The sequence below is a fragment of the Isoptericola sp. NPDC056578 genome, from assembly GCF_042793275.1.
In the GTDB taxonomy this organism is placed as follows: domain Bacteria; phylum Actinomycetota; class Actinomycetes; order Actinomycetales; family Cellulomonadaceae; genus Isoptericola.
Window position 1 is genome coordinate 1 of record NZ_JBHTVC010000014.1, and the last position, 19,020, is coordinate 19,020.

General features: G+C 73.9%; 16 protein-coding genes. 10 read left to right on the top strand and 6 right to left on the bottom strand.

What is annotated here, in order from left to right; translation table 11 throughout:
* Positions 1–130: 130 nt before the first annotated feature.
* Positions 131–1,390, top strand: coding sequence for an MFS transporter (locus ACFQ80_RS07730; RefSeq protein WP_430552367.1), 1,260 nt, complete (start codon positions 131–133; stop codon positions 1,388–1,390).
* Here ACFQ80_RS07730 and ACFQ80_RS07735 read toward each other — a convergent pair.
* Complete coding sequence (locus ACFQ80_RS07735) at positions 1,297–2,229, bottom strand: helix-turn-helix domain-containing protein (RefSeq protein WP_430552366.1); 933 nt, start codon at positions 2,227–2,229, stop codon at positions 1,297–1,299. The two genes, ACFQ80_RS07730 and ACFQ80_RS07735, sit on opposite strands and share 94 nt — an antisense overlap.
* Positions 2,230–2,387: 158 nt before the next feature.
* Between ACFQ80_RS07735 and ACFQ80_RS07740 the strand changes: the two genes are divergently transcribed.
* Positions 2,388–3,053, top strand: a complete 666-nt coding sequence (locus tag ACFQ80_RS07740) for a TetR family transcriptional regulator (protein ID WP_430563242.1) — start codon at positions 2,388–2,390, stop codon at positions 3,051–3,053.
* Positions 3,054–3,112: 59 nt separating this feature from the next.
* Here ACFQ80_RS07740 and ACFQ80_RS07745 read toward each other — a convergent pair whose 3' ends face one another.
* A complete protein-coding gene (locus ACFQ80_RS07745) occupies positions 3,113–5,446 on the bottom strand; it encodes a collagen binding domain-containing protein (protein ID WP_430563243.1) in 2,334 nt (777 codons plus the stop codon).
* A gap of 71 nt (positions 5,447–5,517) precedes the next feature.
* Positions 5,518–8,205: a flippase-like domain-containing protein gene (locus ACFQ80_RS07750; RefSeq protein WP_430563244.1), complete on the bottom strand. Its 2,688-nt coding sequence runs from the start codon at positions 8,203–8,205 to the stop codon at positions 5,518–5,520.
* Positions 8,206–8,412: 207 nt separating this feature from the next.
* On the opposite strand from ACFQ80_RS07750, the gene ACFQ80_RS07755 reads away from it, so the two are divergent.
* Genes ACFQ80_RS07755 through ACFQ80_RS07770 form a run of 4 tightly spaced genes read left to right on the top strand, consistent with a single transcriptional unit; the run spans position 8,413 to position 13,945 of the window.
* Entirely contained in the window at positions 8,413–10,056 is a 1,644-nt protein-coding gene (locus ACFQ80_RS07755; protein WP_430563245.1) for an ABC transporter substrate-binding protein, read from the top strand.
* Positions 10,057–10,077: 21 nt separating this feature from the next.
* Positions 10,078–11,121: an ABC transporter permease gene (locus ACFQ80_RS07760; RefSeq protein WP_430552361.1), complete on the top strand. Its 1,044-nt coding sequence runs from the start codon at positions 10,078–10,080 to the stop codon at positions 11,119–11,121.
* The gene (locus ACFQ80_RS07765; RefSeq protein ID WP_430552360.1) at positions 11,121–12,212 is read left to right on the top strand and encodes an ABC transporter permease; all 1,092 of its coding nucleotides are present in this window, start codon (positions 11,121–11,123) and stop codon (positions 12,210–12,212) included. The genes ACFQ80_RS07760 and ACFQ80_RS07765 overlap by 1 nt, the downstream gene beginning before the upstream one ends.
* Positions 12,209–13,945, top strand: a complete 1,737-nt coding sequence (locus tag ACFQ80_RS07770) for a dipeptide ABC transporter ATP-binding protein (RefSeq protein WP_430563246.1) — start codon at positions 12,209–12,211, stop codon at positions 13,943–13,945. Before ACFQ80_RS07765 ends, ACFQ80_RS07770 begins: the two co-directional genes overlap by 4 nt.
* 46 nt (positions 13,946–13,991) lie before the next feature.
* Here ACFQ80_RS07770 and ACFQ80_RS07775 read toward each other — a convergent pair whose 3' ends face one another.
* Genes ACFQ80_RS07775 through ACFQ80_RS07785 form a run of 3 tightly spaced genes read right to left on the bottom strand, consistent with a single transcriptional unit; the run spans position 13,992 to position 16,069 of the window.
* Positions 13,992–14,786: a CPBP family intramembrane glutamic endopeptidase gene (locus tag ACFQ80_RS07775; protein ID WP_430552371.1), complete on the bottom strand. Its 795-nt coding sequence runs from the start codon at positions 14,784–14,786 to the stop codon at positions 13,992–13,994.
* Positions 14,787–14,834: 48 nt separating this feature from the next.
* The gene (locus ACFQ80_RS07780; RefSeq protein WP_430563247.1) at positions 14,835–15,122 is read right to left on the bottom strand and encodes a hypothetical protein; all 288 of its coding nucleotides are present in this window, start codon (positions 15,120–15,122) and stop codon (positions 14,835–14,837) included.
* Positions 15,119–16,069, bottom strand: a complete 951-nt coding sequence (locus ACFQ80_RS07785; RefSeq protein ID WP_430563248.1) for an SPFH domain-containing protein — start codon at positions 16,067–16,069, stop codon at positions 15,119–15,121. The genes ACFQ80_RS07780 and ACFQ80_RS07785 overlap by 4 nt, the downstream gene beginning before the upstream one ends.
* 153 nt (positions 16,070–16,222) lie before the next feature.
* On the opposite strand from ACFQ80_RS07785, the gene ACFQ80_RS07790 reads away from it, so the two are divergent.
* Genes ACFQ80_RS07790 through ACFQ80_RS07805 form a run of 4 tightly spaced genes read left to right on the top strand, consistent with a single transcriptional unit; the run spans position 16,223 to position 18,936 of the window.
* A complete protein-coding gene (locus ACFQ80_RS07790) occupies positions 16,223–16,900 on the top strand; it encodes a hypothetical protein (protein WP_430552356.1) in 678 nt (225 codons plus the stop codon).
* Positions 16,893–17,195, top strand: coding sequence for a transcriptional regulator (locus tag ACFQ80_RS07795; RefSeq protein WP_430552355.1), 303 nt, complete (start codon positions 16,893–16,895; stop codon positions 17,193–17,195). The genes ACFQ80_RS07790 and ACFQ80_RS07795 overlap by 8 nt, the downstream gene beginning before the upstream one ends.
* A complete protein-coding gene (locus ACFQ80_RS07800) occupies positions 17,192–18,148 on the top strand; it encodes an ABC transporter ATP-binding protein (protein ID WP_430563249.1) in 957 nt (318 codons plus the stop codon). Before ACFQ80_RS07795 ends, ACFQ80_RS07800 begins: the two co-directional genes overlap by 4 nt.
* Entirely contained in the window at positions 18,145–18,936 is a 792-nt protein-coding gene (locus ACFQ80_RS07805; protein WP_430552353.1) for an ABC transporter permease, read from the top strand. Before ACFQ80_RS07800 ends, ACFQ80_RS07805 begins: the two co-directional genes overlap by 4 nt.
* Positions 18,937–19,020 lie beyond the last annotated feature (84 nt).

A 19,020-nucleotide genomic window follows, 5' to 3' on the forward strand; every position in this document is an offset into this window, starting at 1 on the left:
CCGGCGTGCCCGGGCCGTTCCCGGGCAGTGCCCGGGCATGAGCGCGGGCCCCACCCGGCGCGTGGCGTCTGGATCGAGTCCGTCGGCGTCCCGGTCGGCCCGGGCGCCGCCGCGCGTTGTTGCGACCAGCATGACGACGAACCCGATCGACACCGCCGCGGCTCCCGCGGCGGCCACGACGACGGCCCCGACGAGGGTCCCGGGGGCGCCCGGCCCCCTCCCGCGCCGGCGCGCCGCGCTGGCGCTGGCCACGATGTTCCTGGGCAGCTTCTCGCTCGTGACGGCGGAGTTCCTGCCGCCGGGGGTGCTCACCCCGGTGGCGCAGGACCTCGGTGTCTCCGAGGGCGTGGTCGGCCTGTCGGTGAGCGCCACGGCCCTGACGGCGCTGGCCACCGCCCTGGTGCTGGGCTCGCTCTTCCCGCGCACCGACCGCCGCACGCTGCTCGTGGTGCTCGCGCTGGGCGCGGTCGCCTCCAACGTGCTGGTGGCGCTGGCGCCGAGCATCGGCGTGCTCATGGCCGCCCGGCTGCTGCTGGGTGCGGCGCTGGGCGGCTACTGGTCGATGTCGCTGGTCATCGCGACGCAGCTGGTCCCGGCGGACCGGGTCGGCAAGGCGATGATGGTGGTCAATGCCGGGACGACGGTCGCCACGGTGGCCGGGGTGCCGCTGGGCGTGATCCTCGCCGCCGCCGCCGGCTGGCGGGTCGTGTTCGTGGCCGCCGCGGTGGTCACGGTGGTGACGGCGGTCGCGATGCGCGTCGCCCTGCCGCCCGTGGCGCCGACGCCCGGCATCGGCTGGTCGGCGACGGGCCGAGCGCTGCGGTCGCCGGGCGTCGCGCTGGGGCTGGTGGCGATCGTGGCGGTCATCGGCGGGCACTTCGCCGGCTACACGTACGTGCGGCCCGCCCTGTCGCTGCTGCCCGGTGCGGACGTCGGGACGGTCGCCGTGCTGCTCGCGATGTTCGGCGCCGGCGGCCTGGTCGGCAACTTCGCGATCGGCGCGCTCGTCGACCGGCACCTCGCGGTGCTGCTCCTCGCGGTCCCCGTGGCCGTCGGAGCGAGCGTCGCCGCCGTCGGGCTGGCGTCCGCCGTGCCGCTGCTCGTCTACCCGGCCGTGGTGGTCTGGGGCGCGGCGTTCGGCGGCATCCTCAACGTGGTGCAGGTGTGGATCACGCGGATGATGCCGGACCAGGTCGAGGCGGGCAGCGGGCTCGTCGTCGCGGCGTTCCAGACGGCGATCATCCTCGGGTCCGCGGTCGGTGGTCTCGGCGTCGACTCCGTGGGTGTCGGCTGGACCTACCTCGTGGCGGCGGTGGCCGCGGTCGCGGGCGGGGTCCTGGTGCGCAGCACGCTGTCGCGGCGGTACTCGGACGGCGTCGCGCCCGTGTGACGGCGGAAGGCGCGGCCGAACGCCGTGTCCGAGCCGTAGCCCAGGCGGCGGGCGATCGTCGCGACCGGCAGGTCGCCCGCCGTCAGCAGGCAGCGCGCGTGCGCCACCCGCACCTGCGCCAGGTAGCGGCCGGGCGTCAGGCCCGTGGCGGACCGGAACCGGGCGGCGAACCCGGACCGCGACGCGAGCGCCACCCGCGCCAGGTCGTCCACCGTCCACTCGCGGCCGGGGTCGGCGTGGATCGCGGCGACGGCGCTCGCCAGGCCCGGGTCCTCGCGCTGCATGAGCCAGCGGGCCGGGGCGCAGCCGCGCGCGTACCAGGCGCTGATCGCCATCGACGCGACGAGCGTGACGACCCGGTCGCCCAGCACGCTGCGCGGGGCGCGGTAGTCCTCCACCAGCGAGCGCAGCATGGTCGCGGCCGTCGGCTCGGTCTGCGGCAGCTCGGTGAGGAGCACGGCGGCGGGCAGCACGCCCGCGCCGTCGTCCGCCCCGACCGGCGCGACCCGCACGCACTGCACGGCCGCGTCGGACAGCGCGTGCACCTCGAAGCGCGGCCCGTGCGGCAGGAACAGGAAGTCGCCGGGCGCCAGGTCGGCGACGTCGCCCACGCCGCGCACGCGTACGAGGCCGTCGGTGACCAGCAGGAGCGCGGCGTCCCCGGAGGTGTGCTCCGCCCACGCGCCGGCGGCCAGCGCGTGCCGGGAACGCGCCACGAACCGCCACTGCAGCCCGGCGAGCACGCGGTCGAGCTCCTCGGCGGCGGCCGACGCCGCGGTCGCGCCGGGTCCGTCGGGTCCGACGGCGCACGACGGCGTCGGCAGGTCCGTCACGGTCATCGCGCCTCCCCGGGCGCGACGACCGGCGCGTCCGGCCCGGGCCCTCCAGGAGCATGCCACGCGCGACGGGCGCGTGCGCGACCGTCCGGGCGTCCGGATCCCGGCCGGCGGACGCCGGGGATCGCGTCCGTCGGCCGGGCGTGACTACGCTCCGGGGGATGCGCGCCGACGACCTGAAGAACGTTCTCCACCCGAACGCGTCGCAGCTCGCGCTGCTGGCCGCCGCGGAGCGGCTCGTGGCGCGCTCCGGGTTCGAGGGGGCGAGCTCGCGGGCGATCGTCCGGGCGGCGGGGCACCGCAACAACTCGGCCGTCACGTACCACTTCGGGTCGCGGCAGACGATGCTCGACGCCCTCTACTACTGGCGCAGCAGGCCGATCAACGAGCACCGCGCGCGCATGGTCGCCGAGCTCGTGGGCGAGGGGCGGGAGCGGGACCCGGAGGGGCTGGTGCGCGCGTACGTCGTGCCGTTCGTGTCGGCGGTCGAGGGGCTGCGGCCCAGCTCGTGGGCCCGCTACACGCAGGCCGTGCTCCAGGACCGGCCGCTGGTCTTCATGGACTGGGTGCGGCGCGACGTGAAGCGCTACGAGGGGGTCGAGGTCCCGGTGGTCGGCACGCTCGACCTGCTCGACCTCATGCGCACGGTGGCGTGCGACGGCGTCGAGCCGCTGGCCGGGCTGCGCGTCGCCACGGTCTCGCGCGCGGTGGTCGCCGCCGTCGCGGCGTGGGAGGCCGACGACGAGAAGGGCGACCTCGGCCTGCCGCCGCTCGACGTCCTCACCGAGGAGCTGGTGCGCTCCGCCACGGGGATGCTCACCGCCTGACCGCGGGGTCGCCCCGGCGGCCAGGCGGTGAGCGGCGACGCCGTCCCCCCGGACCGGCGTCAGCTCTCGGCCGCGCCCGCCCGCCGCCGCGACGCCCGCAGCAGCAGGCCACCGGCCGTGACCAGCAGCAGCGCGCCCAGCGCCGCCGCCCCGACCTCGGCGCCGGTGACCGGCAGGCTGCCGCCGCCCGGCGTCGCGGACCCGCCGTCGGACGGCCCCGCCCCGGTGCCCGGGGCGGCCGGCGTCGCCGGTGTCGTGGGGGCCGGGCTCGCGGTCGGGTCGGGCGACGGGCTCGGCGCCGCGTCCTGCGCGGCGAGGACGAAGTCGACGCCGGTCACCTCGCCGCCCGCCACCTCGAACCCGCGGGACGCGTCGCCCTCGACGACGTAGCCCTCGGGCGGCGTGACCGTGGCCGTGTACGCGCCGTCCGGCAGGTCGGCGGTCCACGCGCCGTCGTCGTCGGTGGTGGCGGTGGCCGCCTCGGCGCCCTCGGCGTCGGTGACGGTCACCTCCGCCCCGGGCACCGGGGCGCCGTCGGGGTCGGTGACCGTGCCGCCGACGGGGCGCGCGGGCGGTGTCACGGGGCCGGCGACGACGGCGAAGTCCTCGGCCAGGAAGCTCTCCCCGGCAGGGGTGAGGGTGATGGTCCGCTCGGTCTCGTCGGCCGTGTACCCGTCGGGCACGCTCAGCGTGATCGCGTAGTCGCCCGGCGGGAGGTCGCCCAGGAAGTAGTCGCCCGCGTCGTCCGTCGTCAGGGTGACGGGGCCGTCGGGGCCCACGACCGTGACGGTGGCGCCCGGCACCGGGTCGCCCGCGTCGTCGGTGACGGTGCCGCCGACCGCGCCCGGTCGCGCCAGGGCGAAGTCGACCCCGGTCACGTCGTCGGTGCCCACGGCGACGTCCCGCGTGGCGAGGCCGTCCACGGTGTAGCCGTCCGGGGCCTGCACGGCCACGGTGCGGTCACCGGGCAGCACGCCCTCGAACGCGTAGGTGCCGTCCGCTCCGGTGGTCGTGCTGCGGTCGCCGAGCGTCACCACGACCCCTGCCACGGGCTCCCCGCCCGCGGTCACGGCGCCGGACACGGTCGCCGGCCCCCGGACGGTGAAGTCGTTGCCGGTGCTGGCCTCCTCCTGCCCGACGTCGACCACGAGGTTCGGCGGCGTCCCGGTGACCACGAACCCCTCGGGCAGGTCGCCGAGCGAGAGCTCGTACTCCTGCGGCCGGTCGTTCGCGACGTCCCAGGCGACGTCGTCCACCAGGTACTCGCCGCGCGAGCTCGTGACGACGGTGATCGGCTCGCCGCCGCCCACCGGCGTCAGCGTCACGGTGGCGCCGGGCACGGGGTTGCCGTCGTCGTCGAGCACGGTGCCGCTGACGGCGACGGGCTCGATGTCGCGGGCCTGGAAGTCGGCGGTGCCGTCGGTCTCGCCGAGGTCGACGTCGCCCACGACGGTCGGACCCACGGCGACGAGCCCGAACCGGTGCGCGTCCGACGACCCGGGCAGCTCCGTCAGCTCCACCCGGTACCCGGGTGCCGCGGTGTAGCCCTCGAAGGCGTAGGCGCCGTCCGCGGCGGACGTCGTGGTGGCGAGGGCCGTCCCGTCGGGGCCGAACAGTGTGAGGGTCGCGCCCTCGAGCGGGGCGCCGTCGTCCGTGGTGACGGTGCCCGTGACGTCGCGGGCCAACGACGCGAACCACGTCTGGTACACCGGGAAGCCGGAGCGCTGGAAGAACCCGATCGTCAGCCGCGTGACGGGCACGGTGGGCCGGAACCAGCCGGTCGCGCCGTTCGTGTCGGTCGCGGTCGCGTTGCCGAAGAGCTGCTGGGTGGCCGGGTCCCAGGTGGGGACCTCCGTGTCGGTGCACGACGGCGAGCCCGCGCCCTGGCAGTAGTTGAAGGCGCCCTGCCAGCCGAGCTCGTCGGCGGTGAGCTGCTGCCCGTCCGCCCCGACGGCGGAGACGCGCACCCAGTCGGCGTCGATGTCGCCGAGCACGAACGCCCAGCCGCCCGCCGGCGTCGGCCGCTCGAAGGTGTAGACGGTGGTCGACGGCGTCGTCGGGCGGTCGGCCTGCGGGCGCAGGTTGACGTACGGCTGGTTCCGGCTCGAGCCGAAGACCTCCCCGGGCGGTGTCGCGTCGGACAGCCACGACGAGGCTCCCGAGACGACACCGACCGTGCCCCCGCGTGAGTTGGAGGTCATGGTCGCGGCGGGGAAGCCGGCCGCGGGCAGCTGCATCGTGGTCGACCAGCTGCCGGCGGAGCCGGTCAACGGGTCCCACGCGGCCCAGCCCGCGGTCGTCGCCGCGGAGGACGTCGTGGGCGCCACGACGGCGGAGAGCGCGGCGAGCGTGAGCGCCGCGAGCGCACTGAGGATCCCCCTGGCCCGGTTCACGGGGACACGGTATGAGACATGTGTCTTGACCGCGCGGCGTGGCGCCGCGGCTGAGGTTCCTCAGAGGTCGGTCAGAGGTCGCCCGTCTTCTCCAGGCGCTTCATCGCCACCCAGCCGATCGGCACGCGGGCCCAGTAGGTGACGACGCGGTAGAGCATGGTGACGGTGACCGCGAGGGACGCCGGGATGCCGGCCGCGGTGAGCCCGGCGATGAGCGCGCCCTCGACGCCGCCCAGGCCGCCGGGGGTGGGCACCATGGCCCCGACGGAGTTGCCGACCAGGTAGATCACCGCGACGTCGATGAGGTTGAGCGACTGCCCGAACGCGGCGAGGGCGAAGTCGAACGCGAGCACGTAGCCCAGCGTCATGATGACGTTGCCGCCGAGGCCCAGCGCCAGGCGCGTGGGCTGGCCCAGCATCTGCGACAGCCGGGGCCACACCTGCTCCAGCGTCGGGCGCGCCTTCTCCCACGCCCACCGGCGGACGGACGGCACCAGCAGGATCGCGACGACGGCGATGGCGACGCCCGCGATGGCGAGCAGCACCGTGGTCGAGGGCAGGTCGATGAGGCCGCCGGAGCGGGTGGACACCGACAGCACGACCAGCAGCAGCACCGTGACGACGAACTGCGACAGCTGCACCAGCGCGACGGTCGCGACCGCCATCGGCGTGGACACGCCGCGACGGGTCAGCATCCGCAGGTTGAGCGCCGCGGGCCCGATGCCGGCGGGGGCGGCGAGCGCGACGAACGACCCGGCCATCTGGGTGAGCGTGGCGCGCCACAGCGGCAGCTTCTCCGGCGAGAACGCGCTGAACGTGAGCGCCGCGCCGAACCAGGTGATGGCCCCGAGCACGAACGACGCCGCGACCCACCACGGGTTGGCCTCGGTGATCGCCGAGGCGATCTCCTCGAAGTTCAACGTCGTGACGATCACGGTGACGGCGACGATCGTCAGGGTCAGCATGATGACCGTGCGGGCGCCGAAGCGGGTGATGTTCTGCGGCTGCACGTCCGCCTGCGGCAGCCGCTCGACGAGCGCCTCGCGCAGCTCGTCCAGCAGGCCCTTCGTGCGCCGCACCTCCTCGCGCGTCGGGCTGGGCAGCGCGATGGACTGCAGCAGCGGCCCGATGGCGGCGATGTCCTCGTCGGGCAGGGCGCGCACCGCGGAGGCGAGCGCCCGGCGCGCGCCCACCCGCAGCGCCAGCAGCGCGAGCATCTGCGTGAGGTCCAGCCGCCGCGACAGGGTGCCCGACGCGATCTCGCCCTGCTCCCACCCGGTGAGCCACACGTGCGGCGCACCGGACAGGTCGCGGTGCACCAGCACGACGTCGGGAGTCAGGGCGTGGTGGGTCAGCCCGGCGTCGTGGGCCCGCCGCAGCTGCTCCCACGCCTGGGCGAGCACGGCGTCGCCGCGCGTGCCGTCGAGGTCGTCGGGCTCGAGGTCGCGCAGGGAGACGGCGCCGCGCGCGTGCTCCTGCACCAGCACCACCGAGTCGTCGGCGACGCCGATGCCCTCCAGCCGTGGGGTGCGCACACCGGCCGCCTGCGCGGCGTACGCGAGCAGGGCGGTGCGCTCGGCCGCGGCGCGCAGCGAGATCGCGGCGCGGCCCTCGAGGCCGCGCAGCCGCAGCGCGCGCCACAGCCGCTGCACCGTGGTGAGCACCTGGCGGTCGCCGTCGAGCACCACGACGTCGCGGCGGGGCTCGCCGTCGCCCGTGAACAGCGCGTACACCCGGTTGTCGCCGGAGCGTGTGAGGGCCACGGCCGCCGCGTCCGCCGTGGTCGGGTCCGGCGGCAGGGTCAGCTCGTCGTCCGTGGCCTCGTCGACCACGTCGCCGTCGGCGTCGTAGGACGCCACCGGGTCCTCCGGCACGGGGGGCGCGCGGTCGGCGTCCGCCTCGTCGTCGACGACGGCGGAGACGTCGCGCACCCGCACCAGCGCCGTCGGGTGGAACCCGGCCCGCCGCACCGCCGCCACGAGGTCGGCGCCGTACGCGCGCTCGCTGCGCACGCCGGACACGTACTGCACCGCCTGCCCGGCGAGGCGGCCCAGCAGCAGGGCGACCAGCACGCCCGGCAGCGACACCTGCCCCGTGATGAGCACGATGAACAGGGCCAGGTACAGCACGTTCCACGACCAGCGCACGGTGCGCCGGCGGGTGCGCGGGCCGGCGGTGGTGAGCAGGCCGGCGATCGCGGCGACGTACCCGGGGATGGTGAGCTGCCACGCACCGTCGGTGTACACGGACAGGCCGCGCACCAGCTCGTCGCTGCCGAACCGGGAGATGGTCAGGGCGGTGACGACGCCGAGCACGAGCCCGAGCGCGGCCGCGCAGATGGACTCGACGACCTGCCGGCCCAGCCGGCGCCAGCCCAGCTCCACCAGCACGGCCGCGGGCACGAACAGGGTGATGAGGCCCTCGAGCAGCGCGACCGGGACGAAGAGGATGCGCGCGAGCAGGGAGCTGAAGGTCCGCACGTCCTGGGTGACGCCCTCGGTGGTGGCGTGCGCGACCACCGACAGCACGAGCACCAGGGCCACGCCCAGGGCGCTGACCACCATGCCGAGCATGTCGGACGGGTGCCGCACCCGGGCCTCGGGGGTGTCGACGACGCGCACGAGGTCGGTCGGCGTGCCCTGGTCGGAGGCGTCGCCGCCGAGCAGCGCCCGCAGCGGCCCCGTCGGTGGCAGGGCGTCGCCCGTGGGGCTCCGGTGCGAAGGATCCTGGGCAGGACCCGCGGTGCTCGCTCCGGACATGCCGGAAAGTCTAGGTGTTACCGGGCCTCACGGCCTGTGACACGAGGTAGAGAGCGGTGGTAGGTTCCCGGACCACGATGCGATCACCGGCCAGGGTGTGACCCACGCCCGTGACCACGGCGACACACCGGTGTGCTAGAAACGCCCGCATCGTGACGAGTCCGCGGCCACCCGCCGCGGCCGGCCTGGACGAAGGGGACCACGACCATGAGTGCCATCAGAGGCTCGCGACGGCTGCTTGCCGGCGCCGCAGGAACCGCAGCGCTCGCGCTGGTGCTGACCGCGTGCGGCGGGGGTTCCGGCGACGGCGGGAGCGGCGGCGGCGGAGGCAGCGCCGAGTCGCTGGTCGTCGGCACCACCGACAAGATCACGTCGCTCGACCCGGCCGGGTCGTACGACAACGGGTCGTTCGCGGTGATGAACCAGATCTACCCGTTCCTCCTGAACACCCCGTACGGCAGCCCCGACGTGGAGCCGGACATCGCGGAGTCGGCGGAGTTCACGTCGCCCAAGGAGTACACGGTCAAGCTCAAGCCGGGCCTGAAGTGGGCCAACGGCAACGACCTCACGTCCTCCGACGTCAAGTTCACCTTCGACCGCCAGCTCGCGATCGCGGACGAGAACGGCCCGTCGTCGCTGCTGTACAACCTCGACTCGGTGGAGACGCCGGACGACACGACCGTCGTCTTCAAGCTCAAGAGCGAGAACGACCAGATCTTCCCGCAGATCCTGTCGTCCCCCGTCGGTCCCATCGTGGACGAGGACGTCTTCTCGGCCGACGCCGTGACGCCGGACCAGGAGATCGTCGACGGCAAGGCGTTCGCCGGCCAGTACTCGATCACGAGCTACAAGACCAACGAGCTCATCAGCTACGAGGCGTACGACGGCTACCAGGGCATCCTCGGCGCGGCCAAGACGCCGAAGGTCGCCGCCAAGTACTTCACGGACGCCTCCAACCTCAAGCTCGAGGTGCAGGACGGCTCGGTGGACGTCGCCCTCCGGTCGCTGTCGCCCACGGACATCGAGGACCTGCGCGGCGACGACGCGGTGAAGGTCGTCGACGGGCCCGGCGGCGAGATCCGCTACATCACGTTCAACTTCAACACCCAGCCCTACGGCGAGAAGCAGCCGGACGCCGACCCCGAGAAGGCGACCGCGGTGCGTCAGGCCGTCGCCGACCTCATCGACCGCGAGGCCCTGGCCGACCAGGTCTACAAGGGCACCTACACCCCGCTGTACTCCTTCGTCCCGGACGGCCTGACCGGCGCCACGGAGCCCCTCAAGGAGATGTACGGCGACGGTCAGGGCGGGGCCGACGCCGACGCGGCGAAGAAGCGCCTCGACGACGCCGGCGTCACCACCCCGGTCGAGCTGAACCTGCAGTACTCGAACGACCACTACGGCCCGTCGTCGGGCGACGAGTACGCGCTCATCAAGGACCAGCTCGAGGAGAGCGGCCTGTTCACGGTCAACCTGCAGACCACCGAGTGGGTGCAGTACTCCAAGGACCGCACGTCCGACGTCTACCCGGCCTACCAGCTCGGCTGGTTCCCGGACTACTCGGACGCGGACAACTACCTCACGCCGTTCTTCCTCAAGGAGAACTTCCTGGGCAACCACTACGTGAACCAGGACGTGGAGGACATGATCCTCGAGCAGGCCGTCACGGTCGACGAGGCGAAGCGCACCGAGCTCCTGGGCCAGATCCAGGAGGCCGAGGCCGAGGACCTGTCGACCGTCCCGTACCTGCAGGGTGCGCAGGTCGCGGTCACCGGCGCCGACGTCACGGGCGTCGAGGACACGCTCGACGCGTCGTTCAAGGTCCGCTACGCCGCGATGGCCAAGGGCTGAGAGACGGACTGAGCTCTTCTCGTGGCTGCCCGTAGCACGGCAGGAAGCGCACTGGGACGCTACGTCCTGGTGCGCTTCCTGCTCATCATCCCCACCGTGTTCATCCTGGTCACCACCGTCTTCGTGCTCATGCGCGCGACCGGTGACCCCATCACCGCCGCACTGGGCGGCAAGCTTCCGCCCGACCAGCTCGCCGAGCTGATCCATGCGGCCGGCTACGACCGACCCATCATCGTCCAGTACTGGGAGTACCTCACCGGGATCTTCTCCGGCGACTTCGGCACCACGATCAGCGACAACCGGCCGGTCACCGAGGTGCTCACCACCTACGGGACGGCGACGCTGGAGCTCGCGTCCTACGCGATCCTCGTGGCTCTCGTGCTGGGCGTCCCGTTCGGCATGGTCAGCGGCTACTTCCGCGACCGTCTGCCGGACGCGGTGCTCCGCATCCTCGCGATCCTCGCGTACGCGACGCCGGTGTTCTTCGCCGGCCTCGTCCTCAAGCTGGTGTTCTCCGTCTGGCTGGGCTGGTTCCCGGTGGCCGGGCGCGTGTCCACCGACGGGGAGATCGCGATGCAGCTCGCCGGGGCCGACTCCGGGTTCATGCTGATCGACGCGTTCAAGACGGGCGACCCCGAGGTCGTGCTCGACGTGCTGTCGCACGCCGCGCTGCCGGCGATCGCGCTCGGCCTGCTCACCGCCGGCGTGTTCCTGCGCCTCGTGCGCACCAACATGATCGGCACCCTCGGCACCGGCTACATCGACGCGGCCCGCTCGCGGGGCGTCAAGGAGAGCCGCCTCGTGCGCAAGCACGCGTGGCGTCCGGCGCTCATCCCGATCATCACCGTGGCCGGCATGCAGGTCGCGATGCTGCTCGTGGGCGCCGTGCTCACCGAGACCACGTTCGAGTGGCGCGGCCTCGGCTTCCAGCTGTCGGAGTACCTCCAGGCGCGCGACTTCGTCGCCGTGCAGGGGATCGTCGTGCTGATGGCCGTGGTCGTGGCGGTGACGAACTTCCTCGTGGACGTCCTCGCCGCCCTGATCGACCCGAGGGTGAGGTACTGATGACCAGCGGAGAGATCACGAGCGTCGGCACGGCCGGCGCCGCCCCCGAGCACGTCGCCGGACGCGGGGCCTGGTTCAAGAAGCTGCCGGTGGTGCACCAGGTGCGCCAGAGCGTCGGGCTCCAGCGGGGCATGCTCGTCGCGGGCCTCGTCCTGACCACGCTGTTCGTGCTGGTCGCGGTCTTCGCGCCGCTCCTGGCGCCGTACGGCTGGTCGCAGCTGCGCAGCGGCGACGGCGTCGCGTTCGGTGCCCAGCAGCCGCCGTCGGCGGAGCACTGGTTCGGTACCACCGTCGGCGGCTACGACGTCCTGTCCCGCGTGGTGTGGGGCGCGCAGACGTCCCTGCTCGTCGTGCTGGTCGCGGTCGTGGCGTCGATCGTCGTGGGCGTGCTGCTCGGCCTGGTGTCGGGGTACTTCGGCGGCTGGCTCGACCGGGTGCTCGTGGTGATCGCGGACGCGATCTACGCGTTCCCGTCCCTGCTGCTCGCCATCCTGCTCGCCATCGTCATCTCGGGCGGGCAGTCGAGCATGTGGGGCGGCATCCTCGCCGCCGCGCTGTCGATCACCGTGGTGTTCGTGCCGCAGTACTTCCGGGTGGTGCGCGCCGAGGTGGTGCGGATCAAGGCGGAGGCGTTCGTCGACTCGGCGCGCGTGCTCGGCACCGGGCACTGGCGCATCATGACCCGCCACGTGCTGCGCAACTCCACGCGCACGCTGCCGCTGATCGTCACGCTCAACGCGTCGGAGGCGATCCTCACGCTCGCGGGGCTCGGCTTCCTCGGCTTCGGCATCGAGCCGACGGCGGCCGCCGAGTGGGGTTACGACCTGCAGCGCTCGCTCGCCGACGTCACCTCCGGCATCTGGTGGACCGCGCTGTTCCCGGGTCTCGCCATCGTCCTCGCGGCGATGGGCATGACCCTCATGGGCGAGTCGCTCAACGACCTGGCCGACCCGCGCCTGCGCTCGCGCGCACGCTCCGGCAAGGTGGCGGGGGCGGTCGCGGCGACGTCGGTCGAGGCGGACGCCTCCGACCCGGAGAACCCGGCGTCCGCCGAGCACTCGCAGGAGAACCCGAAGGGAGACGACGCATGAGCGCCGTCGCATCGAGCGCCGCAGCGTCGAACGGCGCGGTCGCGTCGAACGGCGCCGTCGCGTCGGTCAGGGACCTCGAGGTCTCGTTCGCCACGGACGCCGGCCCGGTGCGGGCCGTCGCCGGCGTGAGCCTCGACGTCCAGCCGGGGGAGGTGCTCGCCGTCGTCGGCGAATCCGGCTCGGGCAAGACCGTCACGGCCAAGACCATCCTGGGCCTCCTGCCGGAGACGGCCACCACGAGCGGCGCCGTCGTGCTCACCGGGCGCGACGGCGCGACCACGGACGTCGTCGCCGTCTCGGCGGCGAAGCTGCGCCAGGTGCGCGGCCGCGACGTGGCGATGGTGTTCCAGGAGCCGTCCAGCGTGCTCAACCCCGTGTACACGGTGGGGTGGCAGATCGCCGAGGGCATCCGGGCGCACGGCGACGTGTCGAAGAAGGAGGCGCGGCGGCGGGCGATCGAGGTGCTCGGCACGGTCGGCATCCCCGACCCGGAGCACCGCGTGGACCACTACCCGCACCAGTTCTCGGGCGGGCAGAAGCAGCGCATCGTCATCGCGATGGCGCTGGTGCTGGGGCCGAGCCTCATCGTCGCGGACGAGCCGACGACGGCGCTGGACGTCACCGTCCAGGCCGAGATCCTCGACCTGCTGCGCCACCTGCGCGACGAGACGGGCACCGCCATCGTGCTCATCACGCACAACATGGGCGTGGTGGCGGACCTGGCCGACCGCGTCGCCGTGATGTACCAGGGCAAGGTCGTGGAGCAGGCGCCGGTCAAGGACCTGTTCGCCGACCCGCAGGCCGACTACACGAGGGCGCTGCTGAAGGCCGTGCCGCGCGTCGGGGAGGGCACCGCCCGCGCCGTGGAGCGCGCGGCGTCCCGGCCCGAGGGGTGGGAGTCGTCGGAGCCGGTGGTGCGGGCCGAGGGGCTGACCATCACCTACCCGGGCCGGTTCCGGCAGCCGGCGTTCACGGCCGTGGACGGCGTGGACCTCGCGATCCGTCCGGGCGAGGTGCTCGGGCTGGTGGGGGAGTCGGGATCGGGCAAGACGACGATCGCGCGCGCGATCGCCGGGCTCACGCCCGTCAGCGGCGGGTCGCTGCGCGTGCTCGGCACGGAGATGCTCGGCGCCAAGGGGCGTGACCTCAAGGCGATGCGCCCGCGGCTGGGCTTCGTCTTCCAGGACCCGGCCACGTCGTTCAACCCGCTGCTGACCATCGCCGAGTGCGTGGCCGAGCCGCTGGTCGTGCACGGTCGGGCACGCCACCCGGAGGCCGCGCGCGGTCGTGTCGACGAGCTGCTGGAGGCCGTCCAGCTGCCCCGCAGCTACGGCGACCGCTACCCGCACGAGCTGTCCGGCGGGCAGCGGCAGCGCGCGTCGCTGGCGCGCGGCCTGGCGCTCGACCCGGAGCTGCTCATCGCCGACGAGCCGACGTCGGCCCTCGACGTGTCCGTGCAGGCGCGCGTCCTGGAGCTCTTCGCCGAGCTGCAGAAGGAGCTGGGCTTCGCCTGCCTCTTCGTGTCGCACGACCTGGCCGTCGTGGACCTCCTCGCCGACCGCATCGCGGTGCTCTACCGCGGGCACCTGGTCGAGGAGGGGACGGGCGAGCAGGTGCTGGGCGGTCCGCGCGAGGACTACACCAAGCAGCTGCTGGCCTCGCTGCCGCTGCCCGACCCGGAGGCGCAGGCCGCGCACCGCGAGGGGCTGCACGCCCTGCGCACGCCGAGGTAGCTCGTCTCCCGCCGAGGTAGTTCGAGACGAGCTACCTCGGCGGGGGTCAGAGACCGAGCGCGTCCTTCCACTCCTGCGGCAGGAGCGCGTAGCCGACGAACGCGACGACGTCGAGCAGGGTGTGCGCGACGACGAGCGGCACGACCCGCTGCCGCCCCCACCGGCTGGTGTAGAACCAGGAGAAGACGACGCCCATCACGACGTTGCCGAAGAACGGGCCGATGCCCTGGTACAGGTGATAGGAGCCGCGCAGCAACGAGCTCCACACGACGAACCACAGGCGGGACCAGCCGAGGTCGCGGGTGCGCTCGTGCAGGTACGCGACGGCCACGACCTCCTCGAGCAGCCCGTTCTGCAGGGCGGCGACGATCAGCACAGGCACGGTCCACCAGTGCTCGTTCAGGGCGCTGGCCTGCACCTGGACGGTGATGCCGAGCAGGCGGCCGAGGCCGTAGAACGCGAGGCCCGGGATGCCGATGGCGGCGGCGAGCGCGAACCCCCACGCGACGTCGCGGCCCGGCCGGGCGCCCTCGAGACCCCAGTCGAGGCCGATCCGGCGACGCGTGCCCCGCCACGTGGCGCCGGCCCGCCCGCTGAGCAGGTACAGCGCCAGCGCGACCGGGACCAGCGCGAAGAAGATCCCCAGCAGCTGGTAGGTGAGGTCGAGCAGCGAGCGGTCGGACTGGCTCGCGTTGAGGGTCGCGGACTGCTGTGCGAGCGGGGTCTCGGCCGTGAGCCGCGCGACGATGTTGACCAGCGCGTACACGCCGCTCTGCCCCAGGCTGAGGCCCAGCACGATCCAGATCTCGGCGGTGGTGCGGCGTCGCGCCGCGGGCGTCATCGTCTGCGGGTCGGCCACCGTCCGGTTATAGCACCCGCCCCTGGACGATCAGGTGGACGGGGGACGGCCCGGACGCCGGGCGGGTGCCGCGTCGCGCGGCAGCCGACCGGCGTCCTTGAGCGCGCGGCGCAGCAGCAGGTCGATCTGGGCGTTGACGCTGCGCAGGTCGTCGGCGGCCCAGCGGGCGACGGCGTCGTGGATCGCGGGGTCGAGGCGCAGCAGCACCTGCTTGCGCGCAGGCCGGGCGGGGCGCCCGGGACCCTCGGGGCGCTCGGTGCCCGGGGACGCGGCGTCGTCCCCGGGCTCGTCCCCCGGTGCAGGGGCCGCGGGCGTCACTGGTAAAGCGATCCCGCGTTGACGACGGGCGTGGCGCGGCTCTCGCCGCACAGCACCACCAGCAGGTTGGACACCATGGTGGCGCGGCGCTCGTCGTCGAGCGTGACGACGCCCTCCGACTCGAGGCGGTTCAGCGCGTCCTCCACCATCGAGACGGCGCCCTCGACGATGCGCGACCGGGCGGCGATGATCGCGCCGGCCTGCTGGCGCTGCAGCATGGCCTGGGCGATCTCGGGGGCGTAGGCGAGGTTGGAGATGCGGGCCTCGACGACCTCGACGCCGGCGACGGCGACGCGGGCCGCGACCTCGGTCGCGATCTCCCCGGACACGAGCTCCGTGGCGCCGCGCAGCGACTCGACGCCGTCGCCGCCGTCGTACGGGTGGGACATGGCGACGTGCCGCAGCGCCGACTCCGCCTGCACGGAGACGAAGTCGTCGTAGTCCTCGACGGCGAAGCTCGCCCTGGCGGTGTCCGCGACCTGCCAGACGACGATCGCGGCGATGTTGATGGGGTTGCCGTCGGCGTCGTTGACCTTGAGCTCGCTGGTCTCGAAGTTCCGCACCCGCACGGAGACGCGGCGCCTCGTGCTGAGCGGGACGGTCATGACCAGGCCCGTGCGACGGATCGTGCCGAGGTAGCGGCCGAAGAGCTGCACGACCAGCGTCTCGCCGGGGCTGATCACCGAGATGCCGGTGAGCACGGCGAGCGCGAGCAGCAGGCCGACCGCCAGCACCCCCACCATGGCCGGGGCGTCGCTCGAGACGGCGCCGAGCGTGCCGAGGGCCAGGACGAGCAGCGACACGACCACGCCGAGGACGGCGCCGCCCGCGCCGACGGACCAGGCGGGGCGCTCCGCGACGTCGACGCGGGTGCCGTCGTGGCCGACGGGCCGCCCGGTGGGCTCGCCGCCCACGGAGTCCTGGACGGGGGCGGTGCTCTCGGGCATGGCAGCTCCTGTGCTCGGGGCCGGGCGGTCCGGCGATGCGATAGCAAAGTGATATCACATTATTGGGGTCTTGTGCGTGGAGCTGCTCGGTGCCATGATCGACAAAGCAGTTTGCAGCACAAAGTTTTCTGTTCAGTCCTCTGCGAGGTAGCGATGACCGACCACCCTGACCGTCCCGGCGACGACGACGCCGGGCTGGCCGCCGCCGACTCCTTGCGGCTCATCCGCGAGCAGCAGGACCGCGCCCGTGCCGCCCTCGGGCCGGACGGCCGCGCGCTCTACGGGGTGTGGGGCGTCGCGTGGCTCGCCGGCTACCTGGTGCTGTGGTCCAGCGCGCAGGGACGCGAGCAGCCGGAGGCCTGGGCGTACTGGGTCTTCGCCGGCGCGCTCGCGGCGGCCGTCGTCTTCACCATGGTGCACACCATGAGCCGTACCTCGGGCACGCGCGGCGTCTCCGCCCGCACGGGCGCGATGTACGGCTGGGCGTGGATGCTCGGCTTCCTCACCTTCAGCGCGTTCCTCGGTGGGCTCGCCCGCGCCGGCGCCGACGGCGAGCTCATGGGCCTGGTCAGCAACGGGGGCGCGTGCCTCGTCGTCGGGCTCCTGTACCTGGGCGGGGCGGTCGCGTTCGACGACCGCAGCCTCTTCGTCCTCGGCGCGTGGATCCTGCTGGTCGCCGCGGCCGCCACGCTCGCCGGCCTGCCCCTCACCTACCTGGTGATGGCGTTCGCGGGCGGCGGTGGCTTCCTCGTGATGGCCGCCGTCGAGCACCTGCGGATCGTGCGGCGCCGCCGCCGGCGCCGCGCGGACGCGGAGGTGGGCCGTGGCTGACGCCCTCGACCCGGTCATCCACGCGCCCGCCCGGCTCCGGGTCGTCGCGACGCTCGCCGCCCTGGACGCCGGTGACGAGCTGAGCTTCCCCAAGCTGCAGAAGCTGCTCGACATGACCGCCGGCAACCTGTCCACCCACCTGCGCAAGCTCGAGGACGCGGGCTACGTCCGCGTCACCAAGACCCACGAGGGTCGTACCCCCGCGACGTACCTCGCGCTCACCCCGCACGGGCGTCGCGCCTTCGAGGACTACCAAGAGGCCCTCACCGGCCTGCTGAGAGGAGCCGGATCATGACCCGCACCCGACCCCCGGAGCGCGCCCCCGCCCTGGCCGGGGCGCCGCTCGCACCCCCCACCGCACCCCCCGCCGCGGCCGTCGTCGCCGTGCGCGGCGTCACCCGGCGGTTCGGCGACGTCGTCGCGCTCGACGACGTGTCGCTCGACGTCGGCCCCGGCGAGCTCGTGGGCCTGCTCGGGCCCAACGGCGCCGGCAAGTCCACGCTGCTCTCGCTGGTCAGCGGCCAGCGCCGCCCGGACGCCGGCACCGTGCGCCTGCTGGGCGGCGACCCGCGCGACGCCGCCAGCCGCGCCGGGCTCGGCATCACCCCGCAGGAGACGGGGCTGCCCGCCACGCTGCGGGTGGGCGAGGTCGTCGACTTCGTCGGCGGGCACTTCGCCGACCCGGTGCCCACCGGCGAGCTGCTGGAGCAGTTCGGGCTCACCGACCTGGCGCGGCGGCAGACGGGGGCGCTGTCCGGCGGGCAGAAGCGGCGGCTCGCCGTCGCGCTGTCGCTCGTGGGGCGGCCGCGCGTCGTCCTGCTCGACGAGCCCACCACCGGCCTCGACGTCGGCGCCCGCCAGGCGCTGTGGGACGCCGTCCGCGCCTACCACGCGGCCGGGGGCACGGTGCTGCTCACCAGCCACTACCTCGAGGAGGTGCAGGCGCTGGCGCAGCGCGTCGTCGTCATCGACCGCGGCGTGGTGCGGGCGGACGACACGCTCGACGCCATCCTGCGGCGTGTGGGCCTGCGGCGCGTGGCGCTGCGGGCGACGGCCGACCTGGCCGCGTGGCCCGGCGTCGTGCGCGCGGAACGACTCGACGACGGCACGCAGGAGCTGTACACGGCGGACGCCGACGAGCTCGTCCGGTCGCTGGTGCGCGACGACATGGACTTCCACGACCTCCGCATCCGGGGCGCGAGCCTCGAGGAGGCGTTCGAGGAGATGGTGACGGAGGCGGCACGATGAGCGCGACGACGACCCCCGCCCGGGCGGGGACGGCCCCGGGACCGCTGCGGCTGACCTGGCTGCACCTGCGCTACCAGTTCCTCGAGACGGTGCGCGTGCCCATCGCGGTGCTGGGCAACATGCTGTTCCCCGCGCTGGCGATGTTCTTCTTCGTCGTGCCGCAGCGCGACGTCGCGAACAACCCGCTCTGGGCCACGATGTCGGTGGCGAGCCTCGGCCTGTTCGCCGTCTGCTCGGCCAGCCTGTTCACCTACGGGCTGGGCGTGGCCGAGGACCGGCAGCTCCCGTTCGACCCGTTCCTGCGCTCCCTGCCCGCCGGCCCCGGCCCGCGGATGGTCGCGCGGATCGGCAACGGCGCGATCTTCGCGCTGTTCGGGCTGGTGCCGCTCATCCTCATCGGCTGGCTGTTCACCGCCGCGACGGTGACGTTCGGGCAGCTGCTCGCCGGGGTGGGCACGATCCTGCTGGTCTCCGTGCCGTTCGTGCTGCTGGGCATGGCCGTGGGCTACTCGCTGTCCGCCAAGGCCGCGCTGCCGGTGGTGCAGGCGGTGCTGTTCCCGCTGGCGTTCGCGGGCGGCCTGTTCCTGCCGCCGCAGGCGTTCCCGTCGTGGCTGGACGCGATCTCGCAGGCCACGCCGACACGCGCCGGTCGTGACCTGCTGGTGCAGGCGCTCACCGGCGAGCCCGCCTACGGGCTCGCGTGGGTGGTGCTGCTCGGCTGGACGCTGCTGTTCGCCGTCCTGGCCGTCGGCGCCTACCGCCGCGACGAGGGTCGCCGCTTCCGCTGACCCGGGTCCGTGCTGCGAGCATGATGGTGGCCCTGTTCCGCGACCGGAACAGGGCCACCGACATGCTCACGGCACACGCGGGTC

Excerpts from the sequence above, each read along its gene's own strand:
- ACFQ80_RS07730 (WP_430552367.1), top strand. The coding sequence starts at position 131 with ATGACGACGAACCCGATCGACACCGCCGCGGCTCCCGCGGCGGCCACG.
- ACFQ80_RS07735 (WP_430552366.1), bottom strand. The coding sequence starts at position 2,229 with ATGACCGTGACGGACCTGCCGACGCCGTCGTGCGCCGTCGGACCCGAC.
- ACFQ80_RS07740 (WP_430563242.1), top strand. The coding sequence starts at position 2,388 with ATGCGCGCCGACGACCTGAAGAACGTTCTCCACCCGAACGCGTCGCAG.
- ACFQ80_RS07750 (WP_430563244.1), bottom strand. The coding sequence starts at position 8,205 with ATGTCCGGAGCGAGCACCGCGGGTCCTGCCCAGGATCCTTCGCACCGG.
- ACFQ80_RS07755 (WP_430563245.1), top strand. The coding sequence starts at position 8,413 with ATGAGTGCCATCAGAGGCTCGCGACGGCTGCTTGCCGGCGCCGCAGGA.
- ACFQ80_RS07765 (WP_430552360.1), top strand. The coding sequence starts at position 11,121 with ATGACCAGCGGAGAGATCACGAGCGTCGGCACGGCCGGCGCCGCCCCC.
- ACFQ80_RS07770 (WP_430563246.1), top strand. The coding sequence starts at position 12,209 with ATGAGCGCCGTCGCATCGAGCGCCGCAGCGTCGAACGGCGCGGTCGCG.
- ACFQ80_RS07775 (WP_430552371.1), bottom strand. The coding sequence starts at position 14,786 with ATGACGCCCGCGGCGCGACGCCGCACCACCGCCGAGATCTGGATCGTG.
- ACFQ80_RS07785 (WP_430563248.1), bottom strand. The coding sequence starts at position 16,069 with ATGCCCGAGAGCACCGCCCCCGTCCAGGACTCCGTGGGCGGCGAGCCC.
- ACFQ80_RS07790 (WP_430552356.1), top strand. The coding sequence starts at position 16,223 with ATGACCGACCACCCTGACCGTCCCGGCGACGACGACGCCGGGCTGGCC.
- ACFQ80_RS07800 (WP_430563249.1), top strand. The coding sequence starts at position 17,192 with ATGACCCGCACCCGACCCCCGGAGCGCGCCCCCGCCCTGGCCGGGGCG.
- ACFQ80_RS07805 (WP_430552353.1), top strand. The coding sequence starts at position 18,145 with ATGAGCGCGACGACGACCCCCGCCCGGGCGGGGACGGCCCCGGGACCG.